The sequence below is a fragment of the Glutamicibacter uratoxydans genome (assembly GCF_050753455.1).
GTDB classification, from domain to species: domain Bacteria; phylum Actinomycetota; class Actinomycetes; order Actinomycetales; family Micrococcaceae; genus Glutamicibacter; species Glutamicibacter uratoxydans_A.
On record NZ_CP192736.1, the window covers coordinates 2423265 to 2435013 of the forward strand.

14 protein-coding genes are annotated in these 11749 nt (G+C 57.5%); 11 read left to right on the forward strand and 3 right to left on the reverse strand.

Annotation, left to right across the window (positions count from 1 at the left end; all coding sequences use genetic code 11):
* The 3 genes from ACQQZ8_RS11165 (at nucleotide 1) to ACQQZ8_RS11175 (ending at nucleotide 1715) form a co-directional block, all read left to right on the forward strand.
* The gene (locus ACQQZ8_RS11165; protein ID WP_431709881.1) at nucleotides 1–249 is read left to right on the forward strand and encodes a hypothetical protein; all 249 of its coding nucleotides are present in this window, start codon (nucleotides 1–3) and stop codon (nucleotides 247–249) included.
* Nucleotides 250–261: 12 nt separating this feature from the next.
* Entirely contained in the window at nucleotides 262–504 is a 243-nt protein-coding gene (locus ACQQZ8_RS11170; protein WP_431709882.1) for a PspC domain-containing protein, read from the forward strand.
* Nucleotides 505–686: 182 nt separating this feature from the next.
* Nucleotides 687–1715 carry an ATP-dependent 6-phosphofructokinase gene (locus ACQQZ8_RS11175; protein WP_431709883.1) on the forward strand — a complete coding sequence of 343 codons (1029 nt, stop codon included), beginning with the start codon at nucleotides 687–689 and terminating at the stop codon, nucleotides 1713–1715.
* A 67-nt stretch (nucleotides 1716–1782) separates the two neighbouring features.
* Here ACQQZ8_RS11175 and ACQQZ8_RS11180 read toward each other — a convergent pair whose 3' ends face one another.
* The 3 genes from ACQQZ8_RS11180 to ACQQZ8_RS11190 form a co-directional block, all read right to left on the reverse strand.
* Nucleotides 1783–2868: a YgfZ/GcvT domain-containing protein gene (locus tag ACQQZ8_RS11180; RefSeq protein ID WP_431709884.1), complete on the reverse strand. Its 1086-nt coding sequence runs from the start codon at nucleotides 2866–2868 to the stop codon at nucleotides 1783–1785.
* A gap of 3 nt (nucleotides 2869–2871) precedes the next feature.
* The gene (locus tag ACQQZ8_RS11185) at nucleotides 2872–3504 is read right to left on the reverse strand and encodes an FABP family protein (RefSeq protein ID WP_431709885.1); all 633 of its coding nucleotides are present in this window, start codon (nucleotides 3502–3504) and stop codon (nucleotides 2872–2874) included.
* Nucleotides 3505–3766: 262 nt separating this feature from the next.
* Complete coding sequence (locus tag ACQQZ8_RS11190; protein WP_431709886.1) at nucleotides 3767–4507, reverse strand: hypothetical protein; 741 nt, start codon at nucleotides 4505–4507, stop codon at nucleotides 3767–3769.
* Between the two features lie 128 nt (nucleotides 4508–4635).
* Here ACQQZ8_RS11190 and ACQQZ8_RS11195 point away from each other — a divergent pair, with 128 nt between their 5' ends.
* The 8 genes from ACQQZ8_RS11195 to ACQQZ8_RS11230 all read left to right on the forward strand — a co-directional run bounded on the left by ACQQZ8_RS11195 (nucleotide 4636) and on the right by ACQQZ8_RS11230 (nucleotide 11739).
* The gene (locus ACQQZ8_RS11195; RefSeq protein ID WP_431709887.1) at nucleotides 4636–5304 is read left to right on the forward strand and encodes a winged helix-turn-helix domain-containing protein; all 669 of its coding nucleotides are present in this window, start codon (nucleotides 4636–4638) and stop codon (nucleotides 5302–5304) included.
* 99 nt (nucleotides 5305–5403) lie between these two features.
* Nucleotides 5404–6357 (forward strand): mycothiol synthase, encoded by a 954-nt coding sequence (gene mshD / locus ACQQZ8_RS11200; protein ID WP_431709888.1) that lies wholly within the window; start codon nucleotides 5404–5406, stop codon nucleotides 6355–6357.
* 99 nt (nucleotides 6358–6456) lie between these two features.
* Nucleotides 6457–8673, forward strand: coding sequence for an RNA degradosome polyphosphate kinase (locus tag ACQQZ8_RS11205; protein WP_431709889.1), 2217 nt, complete (start codon nucleotides 6457–6459; stop codon nucleotides 8671–8673).
* 33 nt (nucleotides 8674–8706) lie between these two features.
* The gene (locus ACQQZ8_RS11210; RefSeq protein ID WP_431709890.1) at nucleotides 8707–9678 is read left to right on the forward strand and encodes an NUDIX hydrolase; all 972 of its coding nucleotides are present in this window, start codon (nucleotides 8707–8709) and stop codon (nucleotides 9676–9678) included.
* Nucleotides 9679–9756: 78 nt separating this feature from the next.
* A complete protein-coding gene (locus ACQQZ8_RS11215) occupies nucleotides 9757–10089 on the forward strand; it encodes a GNAT family N-acetyltransferase (protein WP_431709891.1) in 333 nt (110 codons plus the stop codon).
* Nucleotides 10090–10145: 56 nt separating this feature from the next.
* Nucleotides 10146–10949, forward strand: a complete 804-nt coding sequence (locus ACQQZ8_RS11220) for a thymidylate synthase (protein ID WP_431709892.1) — start codon at nucleotides 10146–10148, stop codon at nucleotides 10947–10949.
* The gene (locus tag ACQQZ8_RS11225) at nucleotides 10946–11509 is read left to right on the forward strand and encodes a dihydrofolate reductase (protein ID WP_431709893.1); all 564 of its coding nucleotides are present in this window, start codon (nucleotides 10946–10948) and stop codon (nucleotides 11507–11509) included. The genes ACQQZ8_RS11220 and ACQQZ8_RS11225 overlap by 4 nt, the downstream gene beginning before the upstream one ends.
* The gene (locus ACQQZ8_RS11230) at nucleotides 11509–11739 is read left to right on the forward strand and encodes an NF038396 family protein (protein ID WP_431709894.1); all 231 of its coding nucleotides are present in this window, start codon (nucleotides 11509–11511) and stop codon (nucleotides 11737–11739) included. Before ACQQZ8_RS11225 ends, ACQQZ8_RS11230 begins: the two co-directional genes overlap by 1 nt.
* Nucleotides 11740–11749 lie beyond the last annotated feature (10 nt).

The window sequence follows — 11749 nt, forward strand, 5'->3', positions numbered from 1 at the left end:
ATGAATCCCGAAAATTACGATCGTCCCAAGTTTCCCACCGGTACACTCGTCTTTGGCTTGATCCTGGTACTCGTTGCCTTGGCGCAGTTGACCAAGCACGTGTTCTCCTGGAATTTCGATGCCCCGTTATTCTTCATCACCTTGATCGCATTAGCCGGCATCGCACTGATTTTCTCTGGCATCGCTTCGGCCCGCCGTGCCACCGCCAAGAAGAACTTGGCCCCGCCAACCGACCACAACGAATACTAAGGATGATATTCGATGGATAAATTCTTCAATTCACTACGTTCCATGCCGCTGCGCCGCGGTCCAGGTCGGATGCTTGGTGGAGTAGCTGGCGGTATCGCTGACAAGTTCGGCTGGGATATCTCGATCGTGCGCATCGTGATGCTGCTGTCCTTCCTGCTCCCGGGGATCGGCATTGCCGCCTACATCGTGGCGTGGCTCCTGATTCCGGCACAGGATGATTCAATCATCCTGCAGAAATGGCTACGCGGCTTCTAAACCAGCTATCGGCTTTCGGGCGGCGAGTTTCACGGAAAGTTCATCCGGGTTACTCGCCGCCTTGCTTATTTCCCAGTAGACTCGCGTTCAAAGACGGCTCAACGACGCGCTGCTGAACAAGGAACTGATCACCACCACCGGGTATCTTCCGGGGTTGGTGATCCAGAGGGAAGTGAGCGTCTATGCGTATTGGAATTTTTACCTCCGGTGGCGATTGCCCCGGATTGAACGCCGTGATCCGCGGAGCAGTGCTGAACGGTATCAAGACCCACGATTATAGTTTTGTGGGTTTTCGCGATGGCTGGCGCGGGGTAAAAGAGGGAGACATCCTTGACCTGCCACGGCATCAAGTCCGAGGTATCGCCAAACAGGGCGGTACTATCCTCGGTACCTCGCGCACCAACCCTTATGAAGGGGACAATGGCGGGCCCGAGAAGATTCAAGAAACCCTAGATCGTTTGGGCATTGATGCGGTCATCGCGATTGGCGGCGAAGGTACTCTAGCGGGGGCACAGCGGCTGTGCGACGCAGGTCTGCCTATTGTGGGGGTTCCGAAAACCATCGACAACGATCTGGACGCCACCGACTACACCTTCGGTTTTGATACCGCGAATCAGATCGCGGTGGAAGCGATCGACCGATTACGCACCACCGGCGAATCCCATCACCGTTGCATGGTGGCCGAGGTGATGGGACGTGACGTGGGTTGGATCGCACTGCATGCCGGGATGGCCGCTGGCGCACACGCCATCCTCATCCCGGAGGTCCCCACCAGCATGGAACAGATTTACACGTGGGTCCGTGAAGCCCACGATCGTGGGCGTGCCCCGCTGGTAGTGGTTTCCGAAGGGTTCGTTCCCGAAGGTTCCGACTCGGCGTTCAGCGCTCGCGGCGTTGATAGTTTCGGCCGTCCGCGGCTCGGTGGGATCGGCGAAGTGCTGGCCCCGCTCATTGAAGAGAATACGAAGATCGAAACCCGTGCCACAGTGCTTGGCCATATTCAGCGCGGTGGCGTGCCCACCGCCTTTGATCGGGTACTGGCTACCCGGCTTGGAATGGCGGCCGTGGAGTCGGTGGCTGCCAAACAGTGGGGCACTATGGTGGCCCTGCACGGCACCCAGATTCACCGTGTGCCCTTACGTGCAGCCTTGAATAACCTCAAACGGGTTCCGGCCGAACGCTACGCTGAGGCACGTATCCTTTTCGGCTAAACACGTTCCAAACCTCGTGTGGCCCGTCTCTGCTGAAGAGACGGGCCACACGGCTTAGGCTGATGAGTTATTTAGCAGTTGGCGGAGTGCGCAAGAACCCGGTGAAACGTCCGGCCACCTGACCGGCGTCCGGAGACACGATGATCTCTTGGGCTGCTGGATAGCGTGATTCACCGTCAACGACTTCCAACTGTGCCTCTGGTTTTACCGTACGGCGCAAGGTGGCCAAGGCAATGGGTCCGGCCTCAAAATGCAACGCCACGGATGTAACCCGACCAACCACACGTTCGCCGTCCATGACCGGGGATCCGGCGGCTGGCAGGGTGTGCATTGAACCGTCAAGATGCAACATCGCGATGCGACGCGGTGGATGCCCAATATTATGAACCCGGGCAATAGTCTCTTGCCCCTTGTAGCAACCCTTGTCTAGGTGTACCGCGGTGCGGATCCAATCCAGTTCGTGCGGGATGCTCTTCTCATCGGTGTCAACCGAAAAGCGCGGCTCCCAAGCGGCGATCCGCAAAGCTTCTACTGCCATGGTTCCTGCCAGCGGCAACTGGCCGACACGTTGTTCCAGCTCTGTCAACGGCACAATGTATTCGTACCACTCACGCTCGCTGCCAGGATGATCGGGCGTCGAGTAGGCGAAACCACCGACATGCACGTCCGGCCAAGGGTTTTTCCACACGACATCACCCAGCTCTGGCTTGGCCACGGTACTGGCCACCACCCCGTGGGTAAGCGACAAGTCCTCCACCTCCACACCAGACATGAATCGCATGGAATCGAGGAATTGTTGCAAGGCTGGTCCGTGCTGCGGCTCGGTAATGATCCACAACAGGTCTTCAGCTGCATAAACATTCAGGATGTGTTCAACACGCCCCTGCACGCTCAACAGCAGCGCTTGGGTGCTCTCACCGGGTTTCAGTCCGGTGATGTGCTGAGTGCTCAGCGTATTCAGCCAGGTCAAACGATCCTCGCCGCGAAGCTGTAGGACGTCGTAGTGGCTCAGATCCGCAACGGCTTTACCTTCGAAGAGATCACGAGCCTCACGGGTGGGAGCACCGTAATGCGCCGCAACGTTAGCATCGATCCCCGAGCCACCCACGGCGCCCTGCCTGTCCAAAAAGACGGAGCGATATTCTTGCGTCATCTGTTACTGCCCGACACTTTCTGCTTTGTCCTGCCCAGTACCGGACACCCGTTTCAGAGCGGCCGACGCATGGGCTTGCAGCCCCTGCTCGCCAACGGAAGTATCCCAACGCCAGAACAAATCGCCGCCAACCAGCCCAAAGATTCGGGTGGAGGAAGCATATGGTTTGGCGTTGGAACTGCGAAGCAATGCTTCGGTGGCCAATTGGATGCGTGGCCCGTTGATCAGCCCGTAGTACAGTTCGCTCAGTCCTCCGGGGTGGTTGATATTCACCTGGATTTTGAAGCCCTCGTCGGTACGGAACTTTTCCACGTCATCGGCCGAACGTAATACCGGGAAGGGATCTCCCGGGGTCATCCCCGGGCCTGGGTCGGCAGGTTCCAGCTTGCGGTCCAAGGACCAGAATCCGGTTTCAACTGCCAGTGTCCGCAGACGCGTTCCGTCGGCTTCGGTCAGCCACGACTCGGCGCGATATTCCAGATAGGCAAGCCCTACGTCACGGAAGCTGACCTGCTGCCAGAAGTACGCGTCATCCGCTTCGCCCTCACCCAAACGACCGGCACCTTCCCAGGTACCGATAAGCCAAGACAGGGGAACGAGTTCCGGGGTGAGATCCGTGGGAATTTCAATAGCCATTAAGGCACTCTCTTTCCGTGGATGTAAATGAAGAAGGCGCACACTGTGCAGTGTGCGCCGTCTTTACTTCTGACCCTTGAACAGACGCTTCAGGACCAAACCGGCGAACCCGGCCATACCGAGGCTGGCCAAGCCCAAGAGCGTCAGGAAGAAGATCTCTAATGCAAGATAATTTTCGTTCATAATCCCATCCTAGCGCCCTCTACTGGCACCGGGGTTAACCAAGGAGAGGTGAATCACGTCTATGTTGGCTTTGTTTCGTTTATATGTTGCCGGTGAGCTGCATTGCGTACCAGCTCACTGTCCCGGAAATCGTCAGAATCAGGGTGGCAACGGCCAAAATGTGGGTCCACGACTTCACCGCGCCGCTGGCTAAGATGACGGCACGCATTGCTCCGACCCAGATGCCCGAAAGCGCCCCGAGAAGCAAACTGTGAGACCAACTCAAGCCCAGTGGTAGCGCACTGAGGGCCGCGGCGAGCGCAGCGGCCGTCAGCAGCGCAAGGAGCAACACCGCCTGACTCGGGAGTTTGGTCATAGCTACCGCTCCGGCAACAAGCAGGCTCAGCACGGTCAGCACGATGATTCCGAAACCGCCAGGAACGGCGCCTAGTGCCGCTAGGCCAGCTCCTTGACTAACTAGCGCCACACCACTAATTCCGGCAACGGTATTGGTGAGGCGCCCTTCGGCTGCGGCTCCACGAAACACCTGCGTGACGAAGACCAGTAATGTGCCGGCAGCTAGCGCCAGCAGTGTGTGCTGCAGACCCGGGGTGTCCCAAAGACCCACCGCGCTCACACTGGATGCGATTGCGGCTAGAGCCAGGATGATGCGAATCGGCCAGGGTTTGAGGCAGCCAGTCAGTGTAGGCCAGCTATAGGCAAAGATTAGTTGCAATATTAAGGTCACCACCCCGACCCAGATACCGGGGGTGTCAAGGGCTGCTGCGACTAATACTGCGGCGGCCGCAAGTAATCCGCTGATCAATACCTTGATTCTCACACTATCCATCCTGGGCTGTTTCGTGGCGCGCACATGAGTCGACTCGCATTTATCGAACTAACTATTCCTTATACTGTGACACGTAAAAAAGTTTTTTCGCCACATCACCCGGCAGGAGGTTCCATCGAATGGCTCACCTGCTACTTCTTCAGGCCACCGATAACCAGCGCCCGCTTATTCTTCCCGCGCTCGAACTGTTGAGCCATGAGGTGTTGCTTTTACCTCCCCATGGTGATTCTTTGGCTAAGGCCGAGCACTGCGAGTTGGTGCTCATTGATGCCACTGGCGAGCTGGTCGCCGCACGCTCCCTGACACAGCTGGTCTCTTCGGTACTGGCATTGCCGATCCTGCTCGTGGTCAATGAGGGCGGGCTGACCGTGCTATCCCCCGACTGGAATTTGTCGGATTTTGTTTTGCCTACCGCCTCACCTTCTGAAGTTGAAGCGCGGCTACGTTTGCTCTTGATGCGCAGCGCCGCCCAGCACTCACCTGCTGCCCCCGAAAGTGTGGGTGGGCTACGTATCGATGAGCTGAGCTACACCGCCAAAATTGATCAGCGTGTTTTGGACCTGACGTATAAAGAATTTGAGCTGCTGAAATATTTGTCACAGTTTCCCGGTCGAGTGTTCACTCGGGAGCAGCTCCTTCACGAGGTGTGGGGCTATGACTACTACGGTGGCACCCGCACGGTAGATGTTCACGTGCGTAGATTGCGCGCCAAATTGGGTACCGATCACGAACAGCTGATCGGGACCGTACGCAATGTCGGTTACCGGTTCCATGTGGACAGTCAGTAGCTCGCCCGCTGTGAGCGGTCTCAGTCTGGCGTAAGTTTCCTAGCCGGGTGCGAAAAATCGGTCATGGTTTGGGTGCACGGCGCAAGCTAGGGTTGCTATATGAGCAATGACCCGAACCTTCAATTAGCACTGTCAGCACATTCCGGTGCGGTGTCCTCCGAGCTTCGCGAGCAAATCACTGCACTGGCTGCCACCGCCCAAGCACATGATGGCAACCCGCCATTGAATGATCAGACCTTCATTGAACTGGCTCAGGCCGATGATGAACGGCTAACTGCGGTTCTTGCCCACGGTTCGGCCGAACCGAATCAGGAAGAACTGCTAGGAACCGCGATCGCATTTCGTGACAGCGACTCCACGCAGTGGACCGTGGAGCTCGTGGTGGCCCCCAAAGCTAGGCGACGCGGTATCGCCAGCGCCATCCTGCAGCAACTCGAGGAACATGTCGGCGATCTGTCGCGAGTGCAGTCCTGGGCGCACGGGGATCATCCCGGCGCACAGGTGCTGGCTCAACGCTACGCGCTAAGCCGGCAACGTGATCTGAATAAGATGCGCCGTGAATTGCCTGAGAAGCTCGCGGTGCCGCCGCTGCCCGAGGACCTGACCTTGCGAACCTTCACAGTGGGGCAAGACGAAGTGGCCTGGTTGGCGGCCAATGCTGCGGCCTTTGCCGATCACCCCGAACAGGGTGGACTCACCCGGACGGATTTAGATGCCCGAATCGCCGAAGCATGGTTTGATCCGGCCGGGTTTTTTCTGGCCGAAGCTGCTAACGGTCAAATCCAAGCCTTCCACTGGACCAAACTGGTGGAACCCGAGACCCCGGACGCCGAACGGATCGGCGAGGTGTATGTGGTGGGAGTGCATCCTGCGGCCCAGGGTAAAGGCTTAGGCAAAGTACTCACCGCCACCGGTGTCAACTACCTATTGGATCGTGGGATGGATGCGATCATGCTCTACGTGGACGCGAGTAACACCGCGGCGGTGAAACTTTACCAGTCACTGGGGTTCACAGTCTGGGATGTCGACGTCATGTACGGCCCTACAAGGTAAGATAAGCACATCGCAGCTCATCGATAAATGCCGGTTTCCTTGTGGGCACCCTGGCATCGATCGAGGACGAGACTCTAGGTTAAGAAGCGAGAATTGCTGATGCCAAAAGCCGTGAACTACTCGACTAGCAAGCTCGAGGATGTCCCCTCGTCGCAGGCCACCGTGGACCGCATTGGTCTGCCGGATTTGGCCCCGATCACCGCACCGGCGGGTAACTTTTCCACCGAGAGGTTTCTCGACCGGGAGATCAGTTGGCTAGATTTTAACGCTCGGGTTCTAGAACTCGCCGAAGATGAGCAGCTGGCCCTGCTGGAGCGGGTGAACTTCCTCTCGATTTTCGCGTCGAACCTCGATGAGTTCTTCATGGTGCGCGTGGCCGGACTGAAGCGCCGCATCGCCACCGGGCTAGCGGTGCCCGCTGCCACCGGGATGAACCCGGTAGATCAGCTGGAACAAATTCTGGCCAGTGCCTATGAGCTGCAGTTGCGTCATGCCAAGGTTTTCGCGGAAACGGTTCGCCCCAAGCTGATTGACGAGGGCATCGAACTGGTGAAATGGAAGGATCTAAGCGGCAAGGAACGCGCAGAAATTACCGACTGGTTCACCAAGCAGGTCTTCCCGATATTGACCCCGCTAGCCGTTGATCCAGCGCATCCGTTCCCTTATATTTCCGGGCTGTCGCTGAATATGGCCGTGGTGGTGCGTAACCCGCAAACCATGAAGGAACTCTTCGCACGACTCAAGGTACCCGACACCATCACCCGGCTGATCTCGGTGGATGGACTGCGTGCGGCACACTCCTCACACCGCCAGGCTCGCTTTATCGCCTTAGAAGACGTGATCGCCCAGCACTTGGATCAGCTCTTCCCCGGCATGGAGATTGTCGAACACCACTTCTTCCGCATTACCCGTAATGAGGACCTCGAAGTGGAAGAGGACGATGCCGAGAACCTGTTGCAAGCCTTGGAAAAGGAACTATTGCGCCGTCGTTTTGGTCCGCCGGTGCGTCTGGAAGTAGCTGACGATATCAACCCGCAGGTCCTTGAGCTGCTGGTGCGCGAGCTGAACCTCGAAGAGGATGAGGTGTTTCGGCTGCCTACTCCCCTAGACCTGCGAGGGCTGGGTGTGATCGCCGGATTGGATCGCACCGAACTGCACTACCCGAAGCATATGGGTCACACCTCTAGCTTCCTGAACGTCTCGGAAACTTCGAAGGCCGCCAATGTTTTCGCGGCCGTGCGGCACCGTGACATCCTGTTACATCACCCCTATGAGTCCTTCTCCACCAGTGTGCAGGCCTTCCTCGAGCAGGCCGCCGCGGACCCGAAGGTCATGGCCATCAAACAGACCCTGTACCGCACCAGCGGCGACTCACCGATCGTTGATGCGCTCATCGACGCGGCGGAGGCCGGCAAACAGGTGCTGGCGCTGGTAGAGATCAAGGCCCGTTTTGATGAGCAGGCCAACATTTCGTGGGCACGCAAGCTAGAACAGGCCGGGGTGCATGTGGTGTACGGCATCGTGGGCTTGAAAACCCATTCCAAACTCTCCTTAGTGGTGCGCCGTGAAGGCGATAAGCTGCGCCGTTACTGCCATATCGGTACCGGCAACTATCATCCGCGTACCGCCCGTTACTACGAAGATCTAGGCTTACTGACCTGCGATGACCAGGTGGGCGAGGATGTTTCTAAGCTGTTCAACCAGCTCTCGGGTTACGCCCCACGCTCCACCTACCAACGGTTGTTGGTAGCCCCTCGCTCGTTGCGTTGGGGGCTGGTAGCTCGTATCGAGCAAGAGATCGCCAACGCTCAGGCCGGACTCGAAGCTCGGGTAGTGATCAAGGTGAACTCGATGGTCGATGAGACCATCATTGATGCCCTCTACCGTGCCAGCCAGGCCGGGGTGAAGGTGGATGTCATTGTGCGTGGCATTTGTGCGCTGCGCCCGGGGGTCGAGGGCTTGAGTGAAAACATTCGGGTACGTTCCGTTCTGGGCCGCTTCCTGGAGCACTCGCGGGTGTTCTCCTTCGCCAATGCCGGGGATCCGATAATCTACATCGGTTCAGCCGATATGATGCACCGTAATCTGGATCGACGGGTGGAGGCCTTGGTCTCGCTGGCGGAGAAGGAGGATATCAAGAACCTCATTGAGATCCTCGACCGGTACCTGGATGACAACACGTCATCCTGGCATTTGAACTCCGAAGGCGACTGGATTCGGCATCATCAGGACGAAAATGGGCAACCATTGCTTGATGTACAATCGTGGCTTATTGAGACACATTCGCGGCGCCGCAATCCCGGTCGCGGCAATTAGTGGCAGCTACCCAACAAAGGATTAATTACCACTGTGCTTTTGATTCAACGCTCCTCTGACCCAGAAGAAATCCTGCTCGGGGAGTTCGATATCATCGCTGCCGGCGCGATTCCGTGGCGAATCGTGGACGGGGAGCTTCGGGTATTAGTCATTCATCGGCCACGCTACGATGACTGGTCGTGGCCCAAGGGCAAATTGGATGATGGCGAATCTATCCCCGAATGCGCCAAACGTGAAGTGCGTGAAGAGGTGGGTCTTCAGCTACGCTTAGGCATCCCTTTGGAAGCTACCGCCTACACAGTCAACAACAAAGCTAAGGTCGTTTACTATTGGGCCGGCCAGGTCCTTGGCGATACCGCCCCAAAGGTGGACGGGGACGAATGCGATGAAGCCCGCTGGGTGGGCGCGAAGCAAGCGAAATCAATGCTCACCAACCCCACCGACGCGCTACCGTTGGACGATCTGATCGACGCGCATCTGGCAGGACTACTGGATACCCGGTCCTTCATCCTGGTCCGTCATGCCAAAGCCAAACCGCGGGCCAATTGGACCCGTGAGGAGGGACAACGCCCACTGGCTGCCACCGGACGCCGTCAGGCGTTGGCAGTGGCCCGGTTGATCGACTGTTGGCAACCGGATCATGTAGCCTCCAGCCCGTGGTTGCGTTGCGTACAGACCATCACTCCGTATGTCACCGAACGCAATCTCAAGCCCAAGATGGTCAGTTCAATGACCGAACACGCGGCGCAGCGCAAACCAGAAAAGACAGTTAAAGCGCTGAACAAGCTGCTGGATAAGGTTCGCTGCCAAGTCTTGTGCACCCATCGCCCGGTGCTGCCGCTGATCCTGCCGCTGATTTCCGCCCGGGCCCCGCAGGCGGTGCGTAAGTTATTACCCACCGTGGACCCCTTCTTAGAACCCGGCGGCATGATTGTGCTGCAACAACCCGCTGGGGAACACGAACGCATCGTATCCATCGAGATCCACGCCCCGTACAACGACTAGGCTTGGTCGTGGACTGTGCCCGGGTAGCGTACTAGGCTATCCTCATAGTGGTACACCACACATTGAAGGAGACATGCCATGTCATCACAGGATTCGGGGCAACTGCTACCAAAGATTGTGCATGAAGGACTGCGCCTAGATCACGATCCGGGACGGGGCCGTTTCGCGCTGTGGCATGGCTCGACCTACATCGGTTTTATCGGTTACCAGCGCGAGGATGAGCTGGTAACTTTGCAACACACCATTATCAACGAAGAGTTTGGTCGGCGAGGTTACGCGCGGGCGCTAGTGACTTTGGTCTTAGATAAGCTGCGCGCCGATGGGGTCAAGGTCATCTCCGAATGCACCTATATTGACGCTTATCTGCAACGCTACCCTGAGTATCAGGAACTTCTGCACAGCGGCCACTGATCGTGCCAACGGTGGCATCGAACGCCTCCTCCGGTGTAGTCGCTTAGACTTGAGGGGTGAGCATTCCAACCCCATACGAAGATCTGCTGCGTGACGTACTGGAAAACGGCGTCCTGAAAGAAGACCGTACCGGAACCGGTACCCACTCGGTATTCGGTCGGCAGATTCGTTTCGACCTGTCCGAGTCATTCCCGTTGATCACCACCAAACGGGTACATTTCAAGTCTGTGGCTTTGGAGCTGCTATGGTTCTTGCGCGGTGAATCAAATGTGACCTGGTTGCAGAACCAAGGTGTGCGAATTTGGAACGAGTGGGCCGACGCAGACGGCGAACTAGGGCCGGTCTATGGTGTTCAGTGGCGTTCCTGGCCAACCCCGGATGGCCAGCACATTGACCAGATTTCGCAGGTCGTTGACTCATTGCGGACCAACCCGGATTCGCGCAGGCACCTGGTTTCGGCGTGGAATGTTGCCGAGATTTCAAAAATGGCACTCCCGCCGTGCCACATGTTCTTCCAGTTCTACGTGGCTGAAGGCAAACTCTCATGCCAGCTCTACCAGCGCAGCGCCGATATGTTCCTTGGTGTTCCCTTCAATATTGCGTCCTATGCGCTCCTCACCCAGATGATGGCGCAACAGCTGGGGCTGGAACCCGGTGAATTCATCTGGACCGGTGGCGATGTGCATATATACACCAATCACATTGCCCAGGTCACGGAGCAGCTTTCGCGTGCCCCGTATCCTTACCCACAACTCAGCTTCGCGCGCCGCCCAGAATCCATCTTCGACTACACGCTGGAAGACTTTGTGCTGGAAAACTATCAGCATCACCCAACCATCAAGGGCAGCGTGGCCGTATGAGCCCCGCGCATCGTGCACCAAAGCAGCGTCCACTCCTCGGGGCGATCTGGGCCCAAGCCGGCAATGGGGTGATTGGTCATCAAGGCACCATGCCGTGGCATGTTCCGGAGGATTTGGCTCATTTCAAACGCGTCACCTTAGGGCACCCGGTCATTATGGGACGGAACACCTGGCAGTCCTTTCCACAGCAGTTCCGTCCTCTGCCCGGACGCACGAATATCGTGTTGACCTCACAACAAGAGATGTACTCGGAATTACGTGCGGCCGGTGCGGAACCGGCGGCCACACTCGATGAAGCCCTTGCCCTCGCAAGTCGCTGCGCGGGCAGCGAAGAGATTTGGGTGATCGGCGGCGGTGACCTCTACGCTCAAGTGATCGACAAGGTCGACACCGCGATTATCACCCGTTTGGATCTGCAGCCCACCGGAGATACCTCGGCGCCGCAGTTGCCAAACAATTTCACCCAAGAACTCAGTGACCCGGCCGAAGGCTGGCACACCTCCACTACCGGAACCAGGTATCGTTTCGAATCCTGGGCCAAGCAAAGGACCACATCTTAGTGAAAGAATCATTTGCAGCTTTGAAGCAGAGTCCCGAAGGACTCTTTATCATCGGTTACATGCTCTTCCCGCTATTGGCGCTGGCCGTGGCAGTGTTGGGTTTCTTCCTGGTGCTCGGTGGTCATCGGATCTTCGGGGTCATTTTGTTGCTGGTACCCACTCAGCTCTTTATTTTCTTGGCCTATCGAGCTATCACCGCGCGTAAGAAGCTTCTCGCCTCGGAAGACTAGGCCAGAGCCC